Origin of the sequence: Dehalobacter sp. TBBPA1 (assembly GCF_040931655.1) — a bacterium.
GTDB classification, from domain to species: domain Bacteria; phylum Bacillota; class Desulfitobacteriia; order Desulfitobacteriales; family Syntrophobotulaceae; genus Dehalobacter; species Dehalobacter restrictus.
The window spans coordinates 1,329,615-1,353,571 of the sequence record NZ_CP162385.1 but is presented as its reverse complement, the minus strand read 5'-3'; the positions used below and the strand labels follow the sequence as shown (position 1 = coordinate 1,353,571).

General features: G+C 44.8%; 22 protein-coding genes and 1 other RNA gene. 5 read left to right on the top strand and 18 right to left on the bottom strand.

What is annotated here, in order from left to right:
- Positions 1-150 precede the first annotated feature (150 nt).
- Positions 151-1,704 carry an oligosaccharide flippase family protein gene (locus AB3489_RS06755; protein ID WP_368294436.1) on the top strand — a complete coding sequence of 518 codons (1,554 nt, stop codon included), beginning with the start codon at positions 151-153 and terminating at the stop codon, positions 1,702-1,704.
- Positions 1,705-1,737: 33 nt separating this feature from the next.
- Here AB3489_RS06755 and AB3489_RS06750 read toward each other — a convergent pair whose 3' ends face one another.
- The 7 genes from AB3489_RS06750 to AB3489_RS06720 all read right to left on the bottom strand — a co-directional run bounded on the left by AB3489_RS06750 (position 1,738) and on the right by AB3489_RS06720 (position 7,566).
- Positions 1,738-1,989: a hypothetical protein gene (locus AB3489_RS06750; protein ID WP_015042869.1), complete on the bottom strand. Its 252-nt coding sequence runs from the start codon at positions 1,987-1,989 to the stop codon at positions 1,738-1,740.
- Between the two features lie 13 nt (positions 1,990-2,002).
- The gene (gene surE, locus AB3489_RS06745; RefSeq protein ID WP_368294435.1) at positions 2,003-2,758 is read right to left on the bottom strand and encodes a 5'/3'-nucleotidase SurE; all 756 of its coding nucleotides are present in this window, start codon (positions 2,756-2,758) and stop codon (positions 2,003-2,005) included.
- A gap of 38 nt (positions 2,759-2,796) precedes the next feature.
- Positions 2,797-3,369: a GTP cyclohydrolase I FolE gene (gene folE / locus AB3489_RS06740; RefSeq protein ID WP_019226266.1), complete on the bottom strand. Its 573-nt coding sequence runs from the start codon at positions 3,367-3,369 to the stop codon at positions 2,797-2,799.
- Positions 3,370-3,522: 153 nt separating this feature from the next.
- Positions 3,523-4,740 (bottom strand): cation:proton antiporter, encoded by a 1,218-nt coding sequence (locus tag AB3489_RS06735; protein ID WP_368294434.1) that lies wholly within the window; start codon positions 4,738-4,740, stop codon positions 3,523-3,525.
- On the bottom strand, positions 4,740-5,240 hold the full coding sequence (locus tag AB3489_RS06730; RefSeq protein ID WP_015042873.1) for a cation:proton antiporter regulatory subunit: 501 nt from the start codon (positions 5,238-5,240) through the stop codon (positions 4,740-4,742). Before AB3489_RS06730 ends, AB3489_RS06735 begins: the two co-directional genes overlap by 1 nt.
- Positions 5,241-5,473: 233 nt before the next feature.
- Complete coding sequence (locus tag AB3489_RS06725; protein WP_368294433.1) at positions 5,474-6,247, bottom strand: methyltransferase domain-containing protein; 774 nt, start codon at positions 6,245-6,247, stop codon at positions 5,474-5,476.
- Positions 6,248-6,417: 170 nt separating this feature from the next.
- Positions 6,418-7,566: a tetratricopeptide repeat protein gene (locus tag AB3489_RS06720; RefSeq protein WP_368294432.1), complete on the bottom strand. Its 1,149-nt coding sequence runs from the start codon at positions 7,564-7,566 to the stop codon at positions 6,418-6,420.
- A 300-nt stretch (positions 7,567-7,866) separates the two neighbouring features.
- Here AB3489_RS06720 and AB3489_RS06715 point away from each other — a divergent pair, with 300 nt between their 5' ends.
- A complete protein-coding gene (locus AB3489_RS06715; protein ID WP_368294431.1) occupies positions 7,867-8,901 on the top strand; it encodes a phosphatidylserine/phosphatidylglycerophosphate/cardiolipin synthase family protein in 1,035 nt (344 codons plus the stop codon).
- Positions 8,902-9,291: 390 nt separating this feature from the next.
- On the opposite strand, the gene AB3489_RS06710 is transcribed toward AB3489_RS06715, so the two are convergent.
- From AB3489_RS06710 to panB, 4 genes are all read right to left on the bottom strand, one after another.
- Entirely contained in the window at positions 9,292-11,367 is a 2,076-nt protein-coding gene (locus AB3489_RS06710; RefSeq protein ID WP_368294430.1) for an LTA synthase family protein, read from the bottom strand.
- 60 nt (positions 11,368-11,427) lie between these two features.
- Positions 11,428-11,595, bottom strand: a non-coding RNA gene (gene ssrS, locus AB3489_RS06705) — 6S RNA.
- A 67-nt stretch (positions 11,596-11,662) separates the two neighbouring features.
- A complete protein-coding gene (locus AB3489_RS06700; RefSeq protein ID WP_368294429.1) occupies positions 11,663-12,097 on the bottom strand; it encodes a hypothetical protein in 435 nt (144 codons plus the stop codon).
- Between the two features lie 163 nt (positions 12,098-12,260).
- Positions 12,261-13,085, bottom strand: coding sequence for a 3-methyl-2-oxobutanoate hydroxymethyltransferase (gene panB / locus AB3489_RS06695; RefSeq protein ID WP_368294428.1), 825 nt, complete (start codon positions 13,083-13,085; stop codon positions 12,261-12,263).
- 117 nt (positions 13,086-13,202) lie between these two features.
- On the opposite strand from panB, the gene AB3489_RS06690 reads away from it, so the two are divergent.
- Complete coding sequence (locus AB3489_RS06690) at positions 13,203-13,571, top strand: TIGR04086 family membrane protein (protein ID WP_368294427.1); 369 nt, start codon at positions 13,203-13,205, stop codon at positions 13,569-13,571.
- Positions 13,572-13,753: 182 nt separating this feature from the next.
- On the opposite strand, the gene AB3489_RS06685 is transcribed toward AB3489_RS06690, so the two are convergent.
- The 6 genes from AB3489_RS06685 to AB3489_RS06660 all read right to left on the bottom strand — a co-directional run bounded on the left by AB3489_RS06685 (position 13,754) and on the right by AB3489_RS06660 (position 21,404).
- Positions 13,754-15,895: a cell division FtsA domain-containing protein gene (locus AB3489_RS06685; RefSeq protein WP_368294426.1), complete on the bottom strand. Its 2,142-nt coding sequence runs from the start codon at positions 15,893-15,895 to the stop codon at positions 13,754-13,756.
- 33 nt (positions 15,896-15,928) lie between these two features.
- Entirely contained in the window at positions 15,929-16,897 is a 969-nt protein-coding gene (gene pfkA / locus AB3489_RS06680) for a 6-phosphofructokinase (RefSeq protein ID WP_368294425.1), read from the bottom strand.
- Complete coding sequence (locus AB3489_RS06675) at positions 16,884-17,858, bottom strand: DnaA/Hda family protein (protein WP_019225980.1); 975 nt, start codon at positions 17,856-17,858, stop codon at positions 16,884-16,886. Before AB3489_RS06675 ends, pfkA begins: the two co-directional genes overlap by 14 nt.
- 206 nt (positions 17,859-18,064) lie before the next feature.
- Positions 18,065-19,393, bottom strand: coding sequence for a type I glutamate--ammonia ligase (glnA, locus tag AB3489_RS06670; protein WP_368294424.1), 1,329 nt, complete (start codon positions 19,391-19,393; stop codon positions 18,065-18,067).
- Between the two features lie 78 nt (positions 19,394-19,471).
- Positions 19,472-20,005 carry a hypothetical protein gene (locus AB3489_RS06665; RefSeq protein ID WP_368294423.1) on the bottom strand — a complete coding sequence of 178 codons (534 nt, stop codon included), beginning with the start codon at positions 20,003-20,005 and terminating at the stop codon, positions 19,472-19,474.
- A 118-nt stretch (positions 20,006-20,123) separates the two neighbouring features.
- Positions 20,124-21,404, bottom strand: a complete 1,281-nt coding sequence (locus AB3489_RS06660; protein WP_368294422.1) for a tetratricopeptide repeat protein — start codon at positions 21,402-21,404, stop codon at positions 20,124-20,126.
- A gap of 193 nt (positions 21,405-21,597) precedes the next feature.
- Between AB3489_RS06660 and AB3489_RS06655 the strand changes: the two genes are divergently transcribed.
- Complete coding sequence (locus tag AB3489_RS06655) at positions 21,598-21,849, top strand: hypothetical protein (protein ID WP_019225976.1); 252 nt, start codon at positions 21,598-21,600, stop codon at positions 21,847-21,849.
- A 141-nt stretch (positions 21,850-21,990) separates the two neighbouring features.
- Positions 21,991-22,755: a polysaccharide deacetylase family sporulation protein PdaB gene (gene pdaB, locus AB3489_RS06650; RefSeq protein WP_368294421.1), complete on the top strand. Its 765-nt coding sequence runs from the start codon at positions 21,991-21,993 to the stop codon at positions 22,753-22,755.
- A gap of 274 nt (positions 22,756-23,029) precedes the next feature.
- Here pdaB and AB3489_RS06645 read toward each other — a convergent pair whose 3' ends face one another.
- Positions 23,030-23,887, bottom strand: coding sequence for a YitT family protein (locus AB3489_RS06645; protein ID WP_368294420.1), 858 nt, complete (start codon positions 23,885-23,887; stop codon positions 23,030-23,032).
- Positions 23,888-23,957: the final 70 nt, after the last annotated feature.

The following is a 23,957-nucleotide window of genomic DNA, read 5'->3' as shown; positions in this document are numbered from 1 at the left end:
ATTCTCTTTAATTCTCTGTGGTTTCCACAATTCCTCTAAAAAAAACTGTATCCCTAAAAAAACTTGGAGCATGACCTTCTTTCCCGGTGCATAAGTTGAATAGAAATCAACTATATGTACTCTGACAGAGTATCGGCCAGGGAGGAAGAAATGCCCAGAAATAACCTCATTTTCGGTGCAGTCATTCTTTTTGGGGCGAATCTGGTCAACCGTCTGCTCGGGTTTGTCTACCAATACCTGATTATGCACTATATCGGCAGTGAAGCGTACGGATTGTTCTATATGGTATTTCCGGTCTATATGACTGCACTGGTCTTAACCACAGCGGGAATACCACTGGCTGTCTCCAAGATGGTTGCCGAAAGAGTCTCTATTGGCCGCTATGCTGAAGCCCGGAGAGTATTCCGGACAGCTTTCCTGACTTTATTTATTTCCGGTCTGCTGGTTACCATCACGCTGTACCTGAACAGATCCCTGATCGTTCACAGTTTCTTTGCGGATGAGCGCGTTGGAATTGTTTTTCAGATCTGTATCCCGTCAATTTTTATCGTATCTGTGGCTTCTGCGTTCCGGGGATATTTCCAGGGACTGCAGAATATGATCCCTTCAGCGGTCAGCCAGGTTTGTGAACAAATCTTCCGGATCGGGATCGGCTTTTCTCTTTCCGTATATTTATTAAAGAAAGGCATTGAATGGGCAGCAGCCGGTCTTGCAGCAGGAATGCTCTGTGGGGAGATCGTTGGTTTGCTTGTGATCCTGATTCAATATCTGGTGCAGCGCAAGCACCTGCCTTATGGAAATCAAAACGGCGGACAATCCAAACCCGTCATGCCGGAGCTAATTAGTTTGTCCTTGCCCGTAACCGGAAGCAGGCTAATGGCTACAGGGCTGTCTTCTTTGGACACCGTCATTATTCCCAAACAGCTTCAGCTTGCCGGCTATTCGGCCAGGAACGCCACCTCTCTCTTTGGAGAGTTCAGCGGGACTGCACTTACGCTGCTCTCGTTTCCAAGTGTCTTTACATTTGCGCTGGCGACATCGCTTGTCCCGGCTATTTCCGAAGCAATGGTCCGAAATGATGTCCGGGCTGCCAGGAATAAAAGCATAGATGCGGTCCGCTATACCATTATGCTTGGATTGCCGTGTGTCATTGCACTTTATTTTTTTGCTGAACCGCTTACGCACCTATTCAAAAGTGACCATGTATCTGCAGTGTTGAAGGTCTTAGCCTTGGGCGGGCTGTTTGCCTATATTCAACAGACGACCACAGGAATTCTGCAAGGACTCGGCAAAACCTTTTTACCGCTGGCCCATTCGGTCATCACGGCAGTATTCCGGATCCCGCTTCTTTTCTACCTGACTGGAATTCCAAAATTTGGTCTCGCGGGTACCGCTTTAACTTATGTATTTGGTTTTGCCATGATGGCTTTCTTAAACCTTTATGCCATAAACAAGCACATCGGACTACAAGCTGATCTGAAATACATGATCCTGCAGCCGGTCCTGGCCGGACTTGGTATGACAGCTGTGCTCAAAAGCATCTTATGGCTGGTCCCGGGCCAAACAACGCTGCTTCCGAGTCTTACTGTCCTTCTTGCCGCAATCGTGATTTATTTTGGGATCCTGATTTCTCAGGGAGGCATTTCAATAAAAGAAATAAAGAAGACCTGGCGGGCTTTGAGGTTTTGGCCTAAAAATAAATAGTGCCCCATTTACCGCATACCTAGCGTTATGCTTTCACCGCCAAAAATTTCGGATCTTGCTTCCCCACTGCCAATACGTCAGCAGGGCTACCACCAAAACAATCACAATAAGCAAGATCTTATAAATAAAATAAATTTTCACCACGGACAGCAGCGTAATAATGACAGCAAGAACAATCGGAATGATAAATAATTTTTTAAGATTATTCTTTCCACCTTTTTCTCGACTCAGCCAGAAAATAATAATAAACACAGCAAAATAAAAGAAAAAAATCCAAAAGCCCATACATTTCTCCTCCCTATAGTAAATCTCCCATGGTCTTTAACCGTTCATAATCGGTCAGGTCACAGTGTAAAGGCGTAACCGAAACATACCCTTCCTGAATTGCCCTGAGGTCGGTATCCTGTTCTTCTTCAAAAACGAGCGTTCCGGTGATCCAATAATACTCTCTGCCATAAGGAGATTTTCTGTTTTCGAACGCATTGTCGTAAACAGACCTGCCTAGTCTGGTGACTCTTTTTCCCTTCCATTCCTCCCTGTCGCAGGGCGGCACATTGATATTGAGCAGGCCACTCTGATACTGAAGCAAGGGGCTGTTCGTATCAATCAAGCGTTTGATGAGCAAAGCGCTTGGCATATAGTCTTCGTAATCATAATTGGCAAGTGATACCGCAATGGAACGTATCCCTAACAGGGCACCCTCCATTGCGGCTGCCACAGTACCTGAGTAGAATACATCCGAACCGAGATTCGGTCCGTGATTAATTCCGGATATGATCAAATCCGGCTTGGCAGGAAGAATATCCCCCTGTATTGCCAGTTTGACACAGTCTGTCGGTGTTCCGTTGACAGATACACCGATATGATTATCTGGCAAGGAATGATGGGTCACGAAGATTGGTTGAAACAGGGTGATAGACCGTCCAACAGCTGATCGCTGCCCTTCCGGAGCCACAACGTAGATCTCATGCTGATGGTCCGCTGCCAAAGCATCATACATGGTCCTGAGACCGGCAGCAAAATAACCATCATCATTTGTCAGCAGGATTTTCATGCAAAACTAGCCTCCGTCATTCTGCCGCCATTATTGGATTAGTGTCTGCCCATAATTAATGAGAACGCCTCTGCCCTGGTGGCAGCGCTGGTTTCAAACATTCCTCTGACTGCTGATGTAACGGTCTGCGCGCCGGGTTTTTTAATTCCGCGTACGGTCATGCACATATGCTCAGCTTCAATGACGACAATAACGCCGCGTGGATTAAGCATATCATTCACAGTATTCGCAATCTGGCTCGTCAATCTTTCCTGTAGCTGCGGCCTTCTGGCGTAGTCTTCGGCAACTCTGGCCAGCTTTGACAATCCTGTCACCTTGCCGTGTCTCGGTATATACGCAATGTGGGCCTGTCCAACAAAAGGAAGCAGGTGATGCTCACACATTGAATAAATCGGAATATCTCTAACCAGTACCATTTCCTCGTGGTTTTCCGAAAACAATACAGACAGGTTCTTGCTCGGATCTTCATGAAGTCCGGCAAAAGCTTCCTCATAAAATCTGGCAACTCTTTTGGGAGTATCCTTAAGTCCTTCTCTTTCCGGATCCTCTCCAATTGCTTCTAAAATATCCCTTACAGCTCGTTCAATTTTTGCATGATCTATAGCCATCATGATCGCCTCCTGTTATGGTGTAAATTAGCGGAATATTTTATTAATTAGGTCAACTTGAATTGTATCATTTATTTTCGATTTGACCAAATTTTTTTTACTTTTTCTGCAGATACGCAATTCTCTCGACAATTTTATCATCATAATTTTACTTCTTTAAAGTTTTAACCTGCGTTTCTCAGGCAGCTCCGGCCATTTAAAGATCGGCCCAATTAACTTATACACTAGACTGGATTCCTTGGTCAGTATGGGGCCCAATATGGCGAGAATAAGTACATACAAGGCAGAAAACGGCTGCAGGACTCCCAGCAAGCCTCCTGATAGGGCCAGTGTGGCAAGTATAATCGAAAATTCACCACGTGACAGGATCGTTAAGCCAATCCTGAGTGAAGCGCGATGAGACAGCTGAGCTCTCCTTCCGGCTATAAACCCAGCAATCGTATTACCAAGAAGCGTCAGCAGTACTGCGCCAAGGACCGGCCAAACAGCGCCACCCAGCGTAAAAGGATCGATGCTTAGACCGAAACTGAAGAAGAATAATGCGCCGAAAAAATCACGAAAGGGAACAATAATGTGTTCAATCCGCTCGCGATGCTCCGTCTCCGCCATTACGAGGCCGAGTAGCATTGCTCCGATGGCCTCGGCAATATTCAGGGTTTCGGAAATCCCCGCAACCAACGTCACCGCCGCAAAAGTCACCAGTAAAAACGTCTCGTCCGAAGGAATATCCAGCCGGCGGTTCAGCCACGGAACGAGCTTATGGCCCAAAAACAGAAATGCCCCGATAAATCCAAGTGCAACAGCTGCTGTAAGCAGGACTGTAACGGTCGAAGTCGAACCTGAAAGAACCAAGCCGGAGACAACGGATAAATAAATTGCCACAAACACATCCTGAAACATCATCAGCCCTAAGATAATTTCTGTCTCATCGTTCGCAGCTCGTTTTAACTCGACGATGACTTTAGCTACAATAGCGCTTGACGAAATTGTCATCATCCCTGCTACGACCAGGATTTCTTTGACGGGCCAACCTAAAAGCAATGGGTACAGCAGCGCAACAGAAAAGTTGATGAGCATATAGATGAGGCCGCTGCGGAGAATCGACGGTCCCGATGCCATCAGCTGTTTGATTGAGAATTCTAATCCAAGAGAGAATAGTAAAAATAAAACACCCATCTTTCCCATAAAGTCGATGAGCGCGGCTGACTGAATAAACCTGAAATCAAATACCCCGATATGAGGAGCATGAGGTCCAACAACCATCCCCGCAATAATCAGAATAGGCACAATGGAAATCCGCAATTTACCGGCTATCATCCCCGCCACGGCCGATAAAGCCAGAGCGAGACCAACTTCCAGTAGCAAATGCTCCATTAATGAACACTCCCGTGAAACAGGAGTCCTTTAGCAGCTTTCACCTGTTCTTTTTCTCCCAGAATAACAATCGTTGCACCTTCCTGAAGAACGATGTCGGGATTGGGATTGATCGTTTTATTTTGGTCTTTTTTCACCATCGCTATTATCGTCCCGCCGGTCCGCTTCCGGACCTGCATCTCACCGATTGATTTACCAATCGCATAAGCCCCCGTTTCAATCCTGTACCATTCGAGTACCATATCCCCGATGGCTACCTCAACAGTATCCAGATCTTTAGGGCGATAGGCCATTCCGCCCAGAATTGAGGCAATACAACGCGATTCTTCATCATCAAGTGTTACCATCGAGATCGATTCATTCGGATCCTCGAGGTAATAGTGATACATTTCCCGGCGCCCGTCATCATGGACGATCACGACCAGCTTATCTCCAGACCGGGTGTCCAGCTGATACTTTTTCCCGATCCCCGGCAAGTCTTTTTCCTTGACTAACTTCATGCCAAAAAGCCTCCTTTTCCTTTAAATTAACTTTAACAAATCTACGGATATAAGTAAAGAAACGACAGCATCGGATAAAATAAGAATTCCCCATTCAGACTATGCCTGGTCAGCTAATTACGACACAAAAAAAGACGTAACGAAACTTTAGTTCCGATACGTCCTTCTAACTTCTTTTATGTGGTGAAATGTGAAATCTTCATTTTGCCATATCGACGTCAATGTAAATCAGATCACCGCGTTGCTGTAAAGAATACGCGGTCGAAAGTAAATAAAATTTTACCGTCTTTCGAGCCGGCATAATACTTCATAATTTCCAGCATCAGATCACTCTCAAATTCTTTTTGCTTTTTGTCTTCATGAAGACAATCCAAGTAGGGTCTCAGCCCGGTGCTTCGATACAGATCCAGGATATCGTCATAACTGTTCATCAAATGATAATACCTGGTTTCCCATAATTCGATTTCCGGTGTTAATTCACAGAGAATATCATAATAATATTCAGGAGTATGGACCTTATAAGGAATCGCAATGTGATTAAAATAGCCGGACCACTTCGCTGAGGATACCAGGTCTAGAAGCAGCTGATGAATCAGCATTTCATTGACAAACGGAACTTGGACAGCTAATATGCCGCGGGGTTTCAGCATGGCAAACAGTCTGGAGATAAGAAGATCATTATCAGGAATCCATTGAAAGACCGCATTGGAAAATATGAGGTCGAACTGGCCCAGATCGGAAATGTCCCGTCCGGCATCTCGTAACAACCAACATACTGACGGATTTGTTGCTTTGGCAATTTCGAGCATGGCATGTGAATTATCAATGGCTGTGATAGCCGCATTCTTCCATCTCTCCGCTAAAATGCGGGTGCTATTACCCGGGCCGCAGCCTACATCCAGAATGTTTTCAGGCTGTTCAAGCTTAATACGGCTGACTAAATCGCGTGACGGTTTGGATCTTTCTTTCTCAAATCTTAAATATGCCTCTGGATTCCAGTCTGCCATGGTAATGCCCCCCAAAAACGTTTCTTTGGTATATCAAACACTCTAAGCACTTTCTGATATATCTAAGTCAGCTAAGGCTGCCGCCTTCACCAATGGCTTAGCGCCAGCCAAGTTTTCTATAATTGTACCAGAAAATAAATGATAATGAAACCTCTTTGGGAAGTCTGACCTTAAATGGCTTTTTTAACCGTTAAGCCGAAAGATTTATTGTAACAATCAACTGCCACCTTAGTGTCGGACATTTCTTCATACGTATTCCCAAGCAGGATCCACGCCGCGCTGTTTTTGTTGTCCATGGAGACCAGTCGTTCCAGGATAATTTTAGCGTCGTCCCACAGCCCTTTTTCGGTCATGCAGACACTTAAATTATAGAGCACCGTTTTATCTTCCGGATCAATTTTCAGGGCATTCTGATAATACTCAATTGCTTTGCGCGTTCTTCCGAGCTGAAAACAGATAAAGCCTAAATTATTCAGCAGCAATGTGTCGTTATTCTTCAGCGTATAGGCTTTTCTAAGTAATCGGTAAGCCTGGTCGTCCTGCTGAAACTCGTGGTAAATGCCGGCCAGATTACATAGGGCATCAAGATCATCCGGGTCATGTTTTAATACTTTCTGGAACAGCTTCCGGGCTTTGCCCTGCTGACCGGTCTGCGCATAGCAGTAGGCCAGCCTGGACATCAGGCTGAAATGCCCCCCGCATTTAATCGCTTTATGGAAAGATTCGACCGCATCCTCGGTCTGATTCATTTTTAGCTGCATCTCAGCTTTCATTTCCCAGTATTCCGGCTGATACGGCTTCACTTTACAGCAGCCGCTGAAACAGTTTAAAGCTTCCCTGTATTGCCCCTGGAACTGATAGATGCTGCCAAGTCGAAAAAGGATATCGGCATCTCCAGGTGAGGAACGCAGAGACTTATCCAGACAATTAATAGCTTCCTGCCATTCCCCAAGTTCGAGGTAACAATCCGTCTGCAGATTCCAGTAAGTACTGTTCGCTTCCAGCTGAAGCGCATTTTCGAGATGAATCAAAGCATCATTGACAAATCCCTGTCCATGACAGCAGCGGGCCAGTAAAAAATGTACTTCAGCCAGCTGTCCGGGCTCTTCGCTATAGATGATTGCTGCTTCCAAATAGGCCTGAGCTTCTTTGAAAACCTTATGATCAATCAGTGTTTTCACCTCTGCCAAATACAGGGCGTCGGAGATATTTTCTGTGTTTAAGATTCCAAACAGGATTTCCAGGGCCTGCTGTTCTTCACCCATGAAAAGCAGCCAATTAATTTGCAGTTTTGTCTTGAGATGTAAGCGGTTTCCCATATCAACACCCCTAAATATAAAATTATCGTCAAAGACGAGTGCCTTGTTAACCTTAAAATTATCATATTACAAAAATTATGACGCCCGGCTAGCTAAGATTTTGGTTAACATGGTACTGGATAGTTATTCTTCTTCTTTCCATTATTTACCTCTTATTTGGCTGAAAAACCGCTCCTCAAATAACATCTCAATTAGATATTTTTCCAATTGGAACTATTTTTTTCGTTATTTATTTCTAAAAATATGTATAATAAGAGAAGAGTTGCCAAAGCTCAATTTATTGATAAAGAGGCTGATATTTTGTCCAAAGCAAAAGTACCCTTCTTGATCATCCTAATGATCATCATGATAGCAATACCGACAATGTCCGGATGCAGCAAAATATTCTCGTTTTCCGCTGATGAAGAATCCAATCCAGTATCAAACTTGCCACCTGGTGCGCTTTACATAGACGGAGCTGCTATCCGTCCGCTAACTCTGAATGTAATTAATCAGGCCAAACAATCCATTTATATCGAGCTGTCCAGTCTGAATGATCAGGAAATCATTAATTTGCTGATTACAAAAGCGCATTTGGGCATCGAAGTGAGACTGCTGCTCGATCAATGGCAGAGAGATAATACCTCAACCATCAAAGCACTAAAAAATGAAAACATATCGGTCCAGTACTATCCTGCTGAAAAAGGACAGTACCAGACAGTACGCTATATGGTTGTTGATCACAAAACGGCTGTTTTTTATGAAAAGGACTGGACCGCCAAAGGCTTCGATGCGCACAGCATGGCTGTAAAGCTATCCGGAGACTCTGTCGGTGTCATGGACAAATCCTTCGGCAAAGACTGGACCTATACGACAACACTGTCGCTAGATTTACCGGATACTTCCAAATTGCCAGAAGACAATATTACCTTTGCCGTTACTGTCAATGTTAAACAGCAGCTTCTTAATTTAATCAACGCTGCTACGTCTGAGATCTTAATAGAAACCGAACAACTAAGTAAAGACGATATAATTGATGCCCTGATGGAGGCAAAAAAAAGAGGCTGTAACGTGAAAGTGATCGTCAGCCTTTCCAGTGCGATTACCTCGCCCGATGCCATTCAGGAATTAAAGGACGCCCAGATCGAATTACGCTATTACAATCATCCTGACAAAAAAGCGATGGGCGCAAATTTCGGTATTTTTGATCAGACAACGCTGTTTTTTTCCAATTCTGCCTGGACATATCCTTCTTTTGTTATTAATCACGAGAGTTCCTTGACTATCCCTTCCCCTGCTGCCGCCAAAAAAGTTACAGCGCTGTTTGATGAAGAATGGGCTAACAGTACACCTTAATCAGTATTTCTCGTTCCTATCCTTATATAAAACCATATGTAGGGCAAGTCTGTGGGCCACTATACCGCTTTTCGGCAGATTGCCCATCCATGGCATCGCCGACATTAGGCCATCCGTGGCCGTCAAAAAGCCGCGCTACGCTATCCTGCTCCGCTCGCAGCGGAACTGTGTCCCACAGACTGATCTTAGGGTTATTCAAGCAGGTCTGCATGCTAAAATACAGAGCATTTTGCGTAGTTATTATCTGGCATACTGAACTTACTTAAACAACTTTTGACCAGTCTGCGTGCCATAGTTCCAGCGTCAAGCGGAGCAAGGAGGCGAAGTTGCCCCAAATACTTTAGTCTGACTATTATTTACTTATTTATTTAAAATACGCTCTACTTATACTTATTTATTATTGATGGAGGCACCATCCGCACGCGAGAATGAATACGTATTTGATTCTGAAATAACATTATTGAGGCTGTCGATCATCTTTAAAAGAAGCTTGACCGGCTCAGTCTCATTCTGGATTGATTTGGGCAAAGTGGCTGTTAAGACAGTATTACTTACATACTTCGTTTTAACCGGGGTATCATCAATATAAATCTGATAATCCGGTAGGAAGTTTTCTCCTTGAACCTGAATCACATCTTCACTCAGGCGAAGGACCTTTTCGATCTTGGGAAAACGTTCTCCAAGCAGGTACAAAGCATCCTGAACTGGTTTATCCCGTGGTTCCAGCTCATAGGCATACGCATTGCCAATCAGTGAATCATATTGCAGCATTTCATAGTCTGCAGATTCTGTTTCGGTGATTTTTTCATTCTGCTGATAAAGCGCAGCGGTCATAACGTCCGACCCTTTTTCATATAAGGAATAAAGGAAATCCGTCAGGGTATTTCCTTCTTTTTTGCTTTTTTCCAGAATGTAAGGCCCCAAAAAGCTCGAGGAAATACGGATATTTTCTTTATCTTTCGGGCTCGAGAAATTATCCCAGATGATAAAGGGCACCGTATATTTGTTTAAATAATCACTGTAATTATTCCGGTCCTGAAAAAAGTCAGCCTCTTTGTATACTTCCGAGCTATTGCCAAGCAAGGGTAAATGATCTCCGTAAAAAACGACAATTGTTGGTTCGTCAATCTTCTTCAGACCTTCAATCAAAGCTTTCAGGGACTGATCGACATCGGAAATTGTATTCACGTAGTTCTCCAGCAAGGTTTTACTTTTAGCTGAAAAGTTACCCTGGACCTGAATCGTATTTCCGGCATTAGGTTTCTCCGCATAGGGTCCATGAGCCTGCATCGAAATCGCATAGATGAAATCGGGTTTATCATTCTGTCCAAGCTGCTGCAGAATCTTCTTCGTAAGCTCCGTATCGCGGATATAAGTTCCTTTCTTCTCAGGATCTGTAAAAAATTCCTTGCTAATAAATTTGTCAAATCCCATCTCTTCGAAAACAATATTGCGGCGGTAAAACCAGTTATGGTAAGTATGAATTGCCGTAGCCTCATAGCCCTGCTTTTTGTAAATCGCGGGCAGGGCATCCATATCCCTGGTTGCGTACTGGACATACGGAATGATCCCTGCCGGGAGAAATTGGCAAGAATACCCTGTTAGAACCTCAAACTCTGTGTTCACCGTTCCTCCGGCAAAGACAGGAACAACCATCTTTCCGCCTGAATAATTTTTTTGCAGATAATGAAAATACGGAATTGGATCTTCGCTGAAGCTTACTTCTTTCATCAGCGTCGGATCCCAGAAAGCTTCACTTTGCACATAGATGACATTGGGGGTGAAATCCGGATCAACCGTGTAATCAGTTTTGGTCTGAGCAATAATCTTTTCAATTTTTTCTTTTTGGTAAGAAGCCGGAGCATCATCCGAATAGGCTTTATAATTCATCATAAAGCCGATAATCAAGCCATTTTCTTCATAATTGGACTGCTGGCTCCAGTTTACAAGCCGGCAGTTGAAGGTCTTTTGCATAGAAGTATGGGCAACCAGATTAAACAGCAAGAGAAAAGACAGTACCGCAATGGGGACTTTTTGAGCCGAAAGGTACTCTTCTCTTGGTATGTAACGAATGATCATGATGATCGCAGCGATGAGCAAAATCACGAGTCCCAACATAAAAGCGATCGGCATATCCTGAAAGCTCTGGGAAATATTCGCAGCTTCCTTCCCAAGGTTTAAATCCCAGGGCAGCAAAGGCTCTCCTCTTAGGAGTAGTTTTTCCCTACTGACCAGCGCAATAAAGGAAAGGCCGGTTAAGATGACTACTGCAATGGACAGGTACAAACGCCGGGGCAAAAGATAAAAAGCATTAATCAGTCCAAACAGCATGGCATACGTGGCAACAAATTGATTCGGTTCGCATACTGCCCAGACCAGTGTATCAACGAGACTTCCGCGGGAGACCGTCTCAAACAATATTAAAACCATTAACGGAATTATAGCCAGAAATTTAGAATTAGACACTTTTTCCTCCTTAGCATTCCTCATAAATTATAAAGAGGATGTCCTTTGGACATCCTCTTCCCGCTTTGCCGTTAGACATCTGGTTTTCTGACCCTGCACATGCAGGTGGGCACCTGGACAGATCTTTCCATCTTCTTTTTGCAAAGCATGATGTACACAACCTGCCACTACTCAGTTCCCGAGAAAAAAATAGGATCAAAACCATGATAGTCCATACAAACAGAGCAGCATCACAGCTATTATAACACCGGGGTGAAAAAAAATCCTCTAGAAACAACTGGAAAACCAATATGTTTTAGCGATGCACTCTATCTTCTAAATCAGCAAGTCTGTCCAAAATCACAGAGATGGTCATCTCCTGGGTACGCACCCTCTGTCGCAGCTGTTCGACGAGACTGGACATATTCTTGATTTGATGCAGTGTCCCTGGATTCACCGTTCCATCATCCACTAAAGCAAGCGTTCTTGTTCTATTAGCGAGATCTTTTGAATTGGAATTCAATTTATTTAAGTACCTGATCTTGCCGTATCGGGTATTTCTGCCCTGGTTAATTTCAATGACCTTGTCGTCTTCCAGCACTTTCAGCGCTTTTTTCAGGGTAATACTTGCTACTCCTGTTTCACGTTGTATTTCGGAATAGGCAATCTCAAACTGATCTTCCTCATGTTTTTTGGACACCTTCTCGAAAAATTCCAAGAACTTATTGTACGTCTTATCTTTCAGCTTCAATGTTACTCATCCTTCCAAGCAAAAATAAAACAACCAAATAGTTTATTGTATTATATCATAAATTAATGATTATTTTCACTTAAATTGTAAAAATATATTAATTTTTTAAGAATAATATTAAGCCTGCTAAAGTATTTCGAAAAATCAATAAATTATTTGTCTGTTAGGTCAGCTTGTTTAAGACCTCTTCCTTCATGGAAAAAGAATGTTTGTCGGAAGGAAACGCTGTGTCTTTGACTTCCTCGCAATATTTTTGCACAGCATCAACGATCAGGGGTTCAATCATTGCGTATTGTTTGACGAAAGTCGGTACAGTCTTGTCTGAAGCGCCAATCATGTCATGAATAACCAGGACCTGGCCGTCGCATTGATTCCCAGCACCGATGCCAATGGTCGGCACGGATATCGACTGTGTGATCTTTGCCGCGAGTAGCGCCGGTATTGCTTCCAGGACCAGCATGAAAACACCGGCTTGAGCCAGCATCCCGGCATCACGCAAAAGTTTGGAAGCGCTGTGTATTTCTGTTCCCTGGACTTTATATCCGCCCAGCAGGCCGGCCGTTTGAGGCGTTAAACCAATGTGCCCGACAACAGGAATCCCGGCTTTGGTCAGAAAGCTGACAATCTCGCGGTATTCCTCCCCGCCCTCGAGTTTAACAGCGTCAGCTCCGCCCTCCTGCATCAGCCTTCCGGCATTGCGCAACGCATCTTCAGGCCTCGCATAGGTCAGATAAGGCATATCCACAATCATGAAAGTATTTGGAGCACCCCGGCGGACAGCTTTGGCATGATGCAGCATATCCTCCATTGTCACTGGAACGGTTGAGTCATATCCTAAGACGACCATCCCAAGCGAATCACCCACAAGGATTACATCGACGCCGGCTTTTTCCATGATTCGTGCCGTTGGAAAATCATAGGCTGTCAGCATCGTGATCTTATTTTCCTGTTCGCTCATCTTTTTAAAATCTGGAATCATTTTTTTCATCGTGATCGCCTTCTCCCTAAACCTTCTTTATTTCAAACTTTGTCTAAGCTTTTAAGTCATAAGTTATATGGGTCAAGCATATGGTGTACAGAAATTGGAGAAAAGGGAGGCTGCCGTATGTCAAAACCGTTTCAGCTGTCGTTAGTTACCAAAGGTATAGCGCTGGCCATTGTTATTTCATTTCTGCTGACCGTTGTTCTGAGTCTGGTCTACTTTTTTACTTCGGTGCAGGAATCTTTCCTTTACTCACTGCTCGCTGCCGGAATTGGAGTACTCATCGCCAGTTTTTACATTGCGTATCAATCCGGAGCAAGAGGACTTCTGTACGGACTGGCTGTCGGAATCGGTTTTTTTGTGGTCACTTTATTGATTTATTACATTTTCTATGCGGGTGATCCTTCTTGGAAAATACTGCTCGAGAAAGTCCTGATTAGTCCCATAGCGGGTGCGATTGGTGGGAGTATCGGAGCCGTGATAAAGAAATAACGCGGTCCATGTAGTGCGTTAAACCACGCTCCTGAACTATTCACCCTCCAGAACATGCTGTTGGGTGAAAAAATGGGACAAGTACGGCTTTCTCCCACTATACTGCTGGGTGTATACTCCTTAACCCTTTCCACCTAGGCCCTTGGCCTATCGCCCCCAGCTGGGGGTTTTCTTTTTTTGTTCTATTTGGCGAGCGCAAATTTGTTGATCCAGTTGACGATAATACGGTCTCCCTGATTCAGCTCGGTCGTAAAATGAGCTTCACTGCCATTGACCTGCATTTCCAGTTTTCCGCCCGAAATTGAGTTTTCAGCAAGATTGATATACGGAAATAGTTCCGACAAAATGGGCTTGCGCGAAAAACCTTCCACTCTGATTTCCATACCGTCTTCAATAGGCTCATCTTCCTGAATGACCCTTCCTTTGCAGTAGATCTTTGCTTCAAACGGCGGTAAACTGAACGCTTCTCCGTTAACCGTAAAAATCATCGGTTCGGCTTCCAGCGCCAAATCCCTGATCAATATTTTTTTTTCAAGAATATCGATACGGTCGTTGTTATTAATAACACAGTCAATGGTTACAGCGTGACCATTGACGATAATCTCCAGATCCGATACCAGTTCCCGGGGCTGGTTGTTGACTTTGATTTTCTTTTTGTTGATTTTATTGATATTAATGCCTTTCATGGCCAGTAAATCATAGAGCGTTTCATTCATTTTTACAAGCAGGCTGCAGCCATCCTCAAGCCAGTCTTCTTCATTTGCCGGTTTATTGTTCAGATAGATGAACGGATTGAATTCCTCTTCCTTGCCATCCCAGATAATCTTCTTCGCTGTGGGCCGGGAAATGACATCTTTGACCTGCGCTTTGGCATCTTCTCCGGAATGACCCGGCCTAAAGGTGACCATGTCACCCTGACTAAGCCTCTGATCCAGCTTGGCCGACTGGCCATTGACTGTAATCACCGCTGGACTTCCCAACTCTCCTTTAATAACCTGAATCTCACCGTTTAGCTTATAGATCAGCGCCGATCCCGGACGTCCAAAAAACGTTTTCGGCTGGATGCCTGCTGCGAGAAGCCCTTCCGCCACTGTAGCAAGCTGCAGTTCAAACAACGGAATATTCGTGTTATTCACATTGACTGCATAATAATGGAGACCTTTATTATCCAGCGCGGAAATTGCAATTCCTATCGGCGTAATGACATCCGAACCAAACAAATCTTCTTCCTGGCCGGAGACCGCGGACAACCTTTCCCTGACCTGAATACCGATCCTGCCCCGGGAAAGATTAATCACCTTTGACAAAATATCTCCCATCAAGGGCGTAAGACTACCTCCCCCGACCATGATCACAGCCTGAGGTGAACAGCTGTTATTCAGTAGCAGGATTTCTCCGCCGATCCTTTCGGCAATCACCTGAACGGTCGGTTTAATGACATCCAGTATTTCCTGACGTGTGACGGAGGACCTGGCACCGAAGAAATTGACGATGTCAATCAGGCTGTTTGGATTTGGATCGTTCCCGTTCAGCTGTTTTTTAATCCTTTCGCCTTCCTGAAAATCGACCAGATAATTGGAACAGATTGCTTCTGTGACCTCATCGCCGGCCATGGGCACCATTCCATAGGCAAAGAAAGTGCCTTCCTTGGTAAACGCAATATCTGCAGTCCCTGCCCCGATATCCACGAGGGCCAGATTAAGTCTTCTCATATCTCCGGGAATTGCGGCCAGTCCGGCGGCAATCGGTTCCAGCGTCAAACTGGCCATCTCAAGCCCCGCCCTTGCTAAAACTGCAATAAGGCCATCGACAACCGTTCTCGGTAAAAACGAAGAAATAACCGTGATTTCTGCTTTTTTCCCCCTCTGCCCGACCAGCGTTGTAATCTGCTGGTCTTCAAGCAGCTGCTTCACCGTACTGTATCCGACACAGTAGAATAGGATATTATCTGTCTCTTCAGCTGAGATTTTCTTCATGGCCTTTTGGACAGCTTCCATTTCCATGGCCAGGACTTCTTCCTGTTCCCAGTGTGTCGGCAGAACTTCCTCTCTCGTGACCGTCGCTGTTTCGGTACAAAGCGCCCTGCCTGCTGCAGCCACAGCCACTTTCGTCAATTTGCAGTTTAGTTTATGCTCAAGTTCATGCTTGACAAATGACACGGCTTTAGCGACTTCGTTCACATCGTGAACCTGTCCGTCATACATCGCTCTTTGCGTATGTTCGGTTCGCGCACTGGCTACGACTTCATATCCCGATACACTCTTTTGCACCACAAGTCCAATAACGACCCTGGTGCCGATATCAAGGGCAAAAACAGTCTCCACTTCTCTTCCCACCTCGCAAAGTTATATATATCGTTAAATAGCCAGCTCGTTAGCCAGCTCATAGAGTTTACGGTTAAACATTTTCTTTTCCTTAAAAGCAAGTTCCAGTGGCCTGTCCACAATCTCATTTTGAAAATGTGAGATCATCACCTCAGATTTTCCCTCCATCAGTGCCTCAATGGCCTTGCCGCCCATCATTGCTCCGAGCAAAGAATCGGCTGCCGAGGGTGCTCCTCCGCGTTGAATGTGGCCGAGAATCGTCACTCGGTTTTCCAATCCGGAATAATTCTTTAAGCCTGAAGCAATTTCACGGATATCCCCTGCTCCTTCAGCACAAATAATAATACTGTGATTTTTTCCTCTCCGATATCCCCGCAGCAGTTTCTCACTAATTTCTTGAAGATCAAAAGGGATTTCGGGCGTCAGGATCGATTCGGCGCCAATCGCGAGTCCTGAGTGGAGGGCAATATCCCCGCAGTTTCTGCCCATGACTTCGACAAGAAAAGTCCGTTCATGGGACGAAGCGGTGTCTCTTAATTTGCTTACAGCCTCGACAACGGTGTTCACCGCCGTATCAAAGCCAATTGTCGAATCTGTTCCGGCAATGTCATTGTCTATCGTACCGGGCACGCCAATGACTTTGATACCCAATTCAGCAAGTTTTTTTGCTCCGCGGTAAGAACCGTCTCCGCCAATGACCACGAGTGCTTCGATTCCTTTGGCCTTTAGCTGGTCCGCGGCCAGACGTTGGCCTTCAGGCGTAAACATTTCTTCACATCTGGCAGTTTTCAGAACCGTTCCGCCGCGATGCACAATATCTGCAACTGAGCCCAGCTCCATTTCTTTTATTTCACCGCGCAGAAGCCCATCATAACCATGGAAAACCCCATATACCCGGAGATCATGGTAAATGCCCTTGCGAACAATCGCCCGTATCGCGGTGTTCATTCCGGGAGCATCCCCTCCGCTGGTTAAAACTGCAACCTTGCTATCCGCGCCCATAAGATCTCTCCTTTTCAGCATTATACAGTTTTTTACATAAAGTTTCAAACAACACCTGTTTTCTCTCCCGTATCTTTTCAGACTGATTTGTCAGACTGCCGGTGTTTTTTCGAAAATAGGATGCAATATCGCGATAGGGGTACTGAAATATCTCATGCAGCAGGAGATACACCATCTGCCTTGCTTCCACAATCTCCCCTTTTTTCGTACTTCCCAGGACTTTGTCTTTTTCCAAACCGCAGTATTCACAAACGATAGAAACGACGAGATTGGCCTGTTCTCCGATGCCGGGAAGGTGAAATAATTTTTCGGACTGAGGTACATGGATTTTCTCCTCCGCAAAGTTTGTCGGCTGAATGTCTTTTTTTAGCTGTTCAGCGATCTTTACAGCCTGCTTCATATTTTTTATACCGGAAAGAAGCGCCGGCTGGCAGGGCCGGATCTCCTGAAACAAATCTCCGGTAAGACGATATGCGATGAAATGCTCGAGCTCCTCGGCTGCCGGGTCCTTTAAATAGAGGAAAAATCCGCTTTTAAGCCTTGATGCAAACCGCTGGTTCAAAAAGTCAAAGTTGGGTGTACTGCCCTGATATGTAATGACCGTCTTTCCGCCTTGAGCCAGAATGGTATCTACTGTATGGAACAGTTCTTCAAGCGTTTTCTTCTTTCCTTGCAGCACATTAATATTATCAAGCAGGAAAAGGTCATTGGAACGCACAGAACGGCGAAAGCTGTTAAGGCTGCCATTTTGGGCCGCAAACGCAAATTTCTTAGAGAATTTATCCGCATCGATCAGGACAATCTTCACCTTTTGCGGTTTCATCTTTTGCAGGATACAATTCAGTAGCTGAGTCTTGCCCAGTCCTTCCTGGCCGGCAATTATCGTAACCGGGGGCGCCTTTTGTACTTCATAATTCTCTATGTATTGAAAAGCTAATTGGTTGAACTGGCTGATAAACACTGTTTAGAATACCCCCTGCGAGAAAACTTACTCACCAATTTTTTATGTTAATGTCATGGAGGGCCACAGTTCCGCTTTAGGCGGAGCAGGATAGCTACCATAATTCGGCAACGCGGTACCAGGGAAGAATAAGGGTTAAGGAATATATCCCTAACCCTTGCCTAGGTTGATAATTTTAGCCATCTATCATTACGCGTGCTCTGCGGCTAATATATTTCGAGATATCTGTCGATTTCCCATTTATGCACGGCGATGCGGAAGCTGTCATATTCTTCGGTCTTTGCTGCAACAAATCGGGAATAGATGTGCTCGCCAAGGGCATCTTTGATGACTTCATCATTGCTTAATAGCATTAAAGCCTCTTTGAGATCTCCGGGAAGCGAGTCAATCCCCATCTCTTTTCTTTGCCTGTCATCCATGGCAAAAATATTCAAATCAACGGCTTCGGGCGGGTTAAGTTTCCGTTTGACCCCATCCAGTCCGGCCTTAATCTGGACCGCTAAAGCCAGATAAGGATTGCAGGAAGGATCCGGGCTTCTTAATTCAATACGGGTTGAAGAACCCCTCTTGGCCGGAATACGTATCAGCGGACTCCGGTTGCGGCCCGACCAGGCAATATAGCAGGGTGCTTCATAGCCCGGAACGAGCCTTTTATACGAATTGACCGTAGGATTGGTGATCGCTGTGAAAGCCTTGGCATGCTCCATAATGCCGGCAATATAATGATACGCTTCGCTCGAAAGGTTCATCGGTCCTTCCGGATCATAGAAAACGTTTTTGCCATTTTTGAATAAGGACTGGTTGACATGCATTCCAGAACCATTGATCCCAAAGATCGGTTTCGGCATAAATGTCGCATGCAGTCCGTGCCGCTGGGCAATCGTCCGGACGACAAATCTGAAGGTGACCATTTTATCAGCCATTTCCAAGGCATCGGCATATTTGAAGTCAATCTCATGCTGTCCGGGGGCAACTTCATGATGGGAGGCTTCAATTTCAAAATTCATCTGTTCCAGCGCCAGAACCATATCTCTTCTGGCACTCTCCCCTAAATCAACCGGTGTCATGTCAAAATAACCGGCTTTATCATGGGTAATCAGGGTCGGTCTGCCCTCAGTATCGACATGGAACAGGAAAAACTCCAGCTCCGGTCCTATGTAACATTTGAAACCCATTTCTGAGGCTTCTGCCAGTACTTTTTTTAGTGTATTGCGGGGGCAACCGTTGAATGGCGTCCCGTCAGGATTATAGACATCACAGATGAGTCTCGCTACCCCACCTTCAGCAGGCCTCCACGGGAAGACGACAAATGTGTCAGGGTCGGGTCTCAGGTACATGTCCGACTCCTCAATACGCACAAAGCCTTCAATAGAAGAACCGTCAAACATCATTTCTCCGTCCAGGGCTTTCTCAAGTTGTTCTACCGGAATAGAGACATTCTTTAATACTCCGAAAATATCGGTAAACTGAAGTCTCATGAATTTTACGCCCTTTTCATACGCCTCTCGCAAGACATCTTCTTTCGTATAATTCAATTCTCAGCGCTCCCTTCAATTGTTTAAAATTTTTACTCCTACAATACCATGTCAACCATAAATCTTATATTTTAAATTTTATGGTTGACATGGTTCTAAATACTTTTTCAATGCTGGGTGAATATATAACAACTGACGGCTTTCCGTAACCGCAGAAAATCTTTGAATATCTTTCCCGTCAAATTGCTGGGAAAAGAACAGTTTAATCGTCGTCCTTTCATCGTTTGTCCGTAATTCTACCTTATCAGGATAAAATAAGTAATTATACAGTTCATCGCGCCAGCTAAGCTGTAAATTTCCTGTGGAGATTCTGATAATACCGAATTTTTCCACAATGATGTCCCCTATTCCGGAGAAACCCTGGGTGATATTCTCAGCTTCCACCGCCATCTGACCGGACTTAAATTTCAGGGACAGGATATGCTCAAGAATAAACCTGGCCGGCAAGGAGATTTCCTCTATCATCATCGCATACGCTTTGATTTCATCCTCCCACTGGCGAATTTTTTCGGCATAGGCCGACTTGATCTCCGTTAAATTTTGGGTTTCTTTTTCTAAAAGACAATAAATCCGTTCAAAGCTTTCAAGCAGAACCTGATCATGATGATTCAAGTGAACATCTCCACCTTATTTTGGCTTATAATCTATTCTAACCTATTCCCAATTTTTTTCACAGTCCTTTTTCGGTATATCAGAAAGTATAATTACATTCTGAAAGTTCTAAACAATTTTACCGATAAAGTCGGGAGGTCTTTTTGTGATATCTGATAGTCTGGGATAAATCCTGAATTAGCAGTTCAATTTCTTTTGTTTCATCCTGCAGCGACCTGGCGTACACCAGCGCGATCCAGCCGCAGCGCAGCGCTTCCATATTTTTTCCTTTCTTCATCAAAAGATTGGCAAGCTTTAACATCGCTTCTCCTTTCGGCAATTCCGGCTCGTCATAAAACCTTTTGCCGAGCAGTTTGTACAGATTCTCCTGAAATAAAGTATCCTCATAGCGGATAAGATATGTTAATTCCTCGCTGATTTCGCCGATCTTGGAGCTGTCACCAAAGAACTGAAAATACTTCAGAGCTTCCAGATACTGTTTTTTCGCCTCCGAGTAGTCCTGTTTCATAATCAACAGGATGGCCAGACTGTAATAGCGCACAGCAAAGCCGAATTCGCTTCCTTGATGGTATTGAATGGACAACTCAAGGCTGCTGATTGCTTCATCCAGCAATTTCGAACATTGAAGAAGATTACTTAACATGAAATAACTTTCACTGACTTCAGGATCACGGTCGTTTTTCAAATACAGCGCGACAACTCTCTGCTGCAAAAGCAGGGCTTCCGGCAGCCTGTCTTTTTCAAAGTACAAGAAGGCGATATATTGCAGCGCATTAGCCAGAGAAACTTGTTCGCCTAACCTGGCATAGATCTTCGCGGCATGATAAAATCTTTTCTGCGCCGCAATTCTCTGCGCCTGACTGTAATAGATTTCTCCCAAACAGAGGTTGATCTCTGCCTCCCCACTCAGATAACCATGTTTCCGGCAGAGATTCTCGGCATGCAGAAAATTCTCTTCTGCAGCCTGCCACTCTTTAATTTTTATATAAACCTGGCCCAGATCGGAGTACAAGGCCGCTAAACGCAGGGATGATGCTTCTCCCGGATAGTCCCTGATAGCCTGCTTATATAAATAAATGGCTTTGGCATTCTTCCCCTGGCTGAAATAAACACTCGCCAGTCCGGCCCTGGCTTCAGCAATCCCCTTATTGTTATGCAGCTGTTTGCAGTAGACCAGTGCCCTTCGAAATCCAGCTTCGGCATCATTAAATTTGTTATTTTTCACCTGGACCGTTGCTAGCAAGCGCTGGGAAAAAGCGATAATCACCGGCATTTCCAGCGCTTCAGCCTCGAGAAGGCTTATCTGCAGACTTTTTTCAGCTTCTTCAGTGTTTCCTTCACCCAAGCATTTGATTCCATTTTCCAGATACTTCCTCCATACTTCCAGTGTGGTCTCCATGGTATCCCTCCTGAATTTTCATCAAAATATATGAATTTTCTTCACAATACCTGAATTTTCTTTACAATATATGAGTTGGGGCAACTTCATTTGGTCTATAATATGCTATACTAAATCTAAGGGAGCAAATCGATGCTATGAATGTTTTTGCTCTTGAAAAAATGAAGTAAATCATCCTGCAGGAGGGATTGTAATGAGCACAAAAAGCCCATCTTCAAAAAATATTCTCTGGATCATCGCCAAAGTCCTAATTTTCATACTCTGCATTTATCTGGCCTACCTGGTATTAAAACCGCTGCTCGGCATCATCCTGAGTATCGGCTTTTGGATTATCAAGGTTGCCGTGGCCATTTTCATTTCTTTATTGGTATTACACCTGCTCCTCAGAATCATTTTCAAGGTCGATCTGCTGGAAATCATTTTTGGGGTTCGCTGGCCAAAATAATGCCACCGCGATACACGGTGGATAATATCGGACATTTAAACTTTAAATATAAAAGGAGGCGTCTTTATCGACACCTCCTTTTATATTTAACATGATTTACGGCTCCCCGGAATAAGCATGGTTCTAGGGGGGGGATAAACAATGAGCGTCTTTGTGGTGAACAGAAAAAAGCTGGCGGTGGGGACCGTGATCCTGATGCTGATTGCGGTTTTGGCCGTAAACAAAGAACAGGTTGTATCCGTTGTTACCGGAAATTCAAAGCCGATTTACTCCGTCAAGACCGAAACAAAGCAGGTTGCGCTTACTTTTGATATCAGCTGGGGCGAAGAAAATGTGCAGCCGATTTTGGATATCCTAAAAAAAGAAAATATCAAGGCCACTTTCTTTCTTTCATCTCCGTGGGCCGAAACAAAACCGGAGCTAGTCAAGCGCATTGCCGCGGACGGTCACGAAATTGGCTCCCACGGGCGGCGTCATGTTGATTTGAACACCTTGACAGCTGATGCCCTCATGAAAGAACTCGATACTTCCAAAGAAGTCCTGGAACGTTTAAGCGGCCAGAAAATCAACCTGCTGCGCGCTCCGAACGGGGCCTATGACAACCAGGTCATCTCGATCGCAAACGAGAGAGGCTACAAAGTCATCCAATGGAGCGTTGATTCCCTGGATTGGAAAAGACCCGGAGCCGACGCAATCGTCAATTATGTGATGAACGGGCGCTCCAAAAATAAAGGAGCCTCCCCCGGCGACATTATCCTTTTCCACGCTTCTGATTCCGCACCGGATACGCCCGAGGCACTCCCCACTGTTTTGAAAATGCTCAAAGAGAAGAACTATGAAATTGTGACAGTTGGCAAGATGCTCAGCAATGCCCAGGAGAGCTGGCCACCCGGTTCAAGCCTGTAATGAGCACTTGTATCGCGTTCTCAATTTACTCGCTAAATCTGCCGACATAATCCTCTTTACATTACAAGACTAGTATGTTAGGGCTAGTCTGCATGCCACAATACCGCTTTCGGCCGTTGTGTCCTCCCTGACACGCCGCTCCTTGCCATCCATGGCACCGCGGCATTAGGCCATCCGTGGCCGTCAAAAGGCCGCGCTGCGCAATCCATTAGGGAGACTAACCCGAACAAAACAAACGTTTCTGTGTTGATAACGGGATTTACAAATGGCTGTACTAATGCCCTTTCCAACTTTGGAACCCTTCGCCGACGACCTCTGAAACATCGCCGATGGCCACAAAAGCATCCGGGTCATATTTGTGGACAATTTCTTTGACCTGGGTCAGTTGTGCTCTATTTACGATACTGTAGACCACTCTCTTTTGAAAGCGCGAATAAGCCCCTTCAGCTTGAAGATACGTTACACCTCTGCCGACGAGATGGATGATATCCTCAGCAATCTCGTCCGGCTTTTCTGTGACGACCATAACGCTCTTGGAATAATCCAACCCGACCTGGACGAGATCTATCACTTTGGTAGCGATAAACATATAAATCATTGCATACATGGCCATTTCCGGGCTAAAAATCAGTGCAGCTCCGATAAAGACAACCGCATCGAGGATTAAGATGATCTGCCCGACACTGAATTGTATTCTTTTATTCAACACGATCGCCAGGATATCGGTGCCGCCTAATGAGCCGCGACAGCGAAAGATGATGCCCATTCCGATACCGGATATAACACCCCCGAAAATAGAGGCCAGCAGCGTATCTGTTGTTATCGGAGCCAAAACATCTGTAAACTTCAGCGCAGCAGATAATGTCCCTACGCCCAGGATACTCCAATATAACAGCTGTCTGCCGACTGACTTGTAGCCGAGAATGAATAACGGAATATTCAGAAGGGCCACCAGAATGCTTATATTCCATTGAAACAGATAATGCAGCAGAATCGCAATTCCTGTGACTCCGCCGTCAGCAATCTGGTTGGGCAGGATCAATGTATTAATGCTGACAGCTACAATCACTGCGCCTATAATGATTCCAAAAAATCTTTTGAGAAAATGCCATGGTATTTTTTTCAGGTTCATGTTTTACCTCAAATTAATCTGGTCATCCAAGCTTTCTCCGACAATTTGCTCTAAGCTCTCTTCAACACTC

Excerpts from the sequence above, each read along its gene's own strand:
- AB3489_RS06730 (WP_015042873.1), bottom strand. The coding sequence starts at position 5,240 with ATGAAGTTAGTCAAGGAAAAAGACTTGCCGGGGATCGGGAAAAAGTAT.
- AB3489_RS06645 (WP_368294420.1), bottom strand. The coding sequence starts at position 23,887 with ATGAACCTGAAAAAAATACCATGGCATTTTCTCAAAAGATTTTTTGGA.
- AB3489_RS06660 (WP_368294422.1), bottom strand. The coding sequence starts at position 21,404 with ATGGAGACCACACTGGAAGTATGGAGGAAGTATCTGGAAAATGGAATC.
- AB3489_RS06725 (WP_368294433.1), bottom strand. The coding sequence starts at position 6,247 with ATGGCAGACTGGAATCCAGAGGCATATTTAAGATTTGAGAAAGAAAGA.
- pdaB (WP_368294421.1), top strand. The coding sequence starts at position 21,991 with ATGAGCGTCTTTGTGGTGAACAGAAAAAAGCTGGCGGTGGGGACCGTG.
- AB3489_RS06655 (WP_019225976.1), top strand. The coding sequence starts at position 21,598 with ATGAGCACAAAAAGCCCATCTTCAAAAAATATTCTCTGGATCATCGCC.
- AB3489_RS06720 (WP_368294432.1), bottom strand. The coding sequence starts at position 7,566 with ATGGGAAACCGCTTACATCTCAAGACAAAACTGCAAATTAATTGGCTG.
- AB3489_RS06750 (WP_015042869.1), bottom strand. The coding sequence starts at position 1,989 with ATGGGCTTTTGGATTTTTTTCTTTTATTTTGCTGTGTTTATTATTATT.
- panB (WP_368294428.1), bottom strand. The coding sequence starts at position 13,085 with ATGAAAAAAATGATTCCAGATTTTAAAAAGATGAGCGAACAGGAAAAT.
- surE (WP_368294435.1), bottom strand. The coding sequence starts at position 2,758 with ATGAAAATCCTGCTGACAAATGATGATGGTTATTTTGCTGCCGGTCTC.
- AB3489_RS06690 (WP_368294427.1), top strand. The coding sequence starts at position 13,203 with ATGTCAAAACCGTTTCAGCTGTCGTTAGTTACCAAAGGTATAGCGCTG.
- pfkA (WP_368294425.1), bottom strand. The coding sequence starts at position 16,897 with ATGGGCGCGGATAGCAAGGTTGCAGTTTTAACCAGCGGAGGGGATGCT.
- AB3489_RS06735 (WP_368294434.1), bottom strand. The coding sequence starts at position 4,740 with ATGGAGCATTTGCTACTGGAAGTTGGTCTCGCTCTGGCTTTATCGGCC.
- folE (WP_019226266.1), bottom strand. The coding sequence starts at position 3,369 with ATGATGGCTATAGATCATGCAAAAATTGAACGAGCTGTAAGGGATATT.
- AB3489_RS06755 (WP_368294436.1), top strand. The coding sequence starts at position 151 with ATGCCCAGAAATAACCTCATTTTCGGTGCAGTCATTCTTTTTGGGGCG.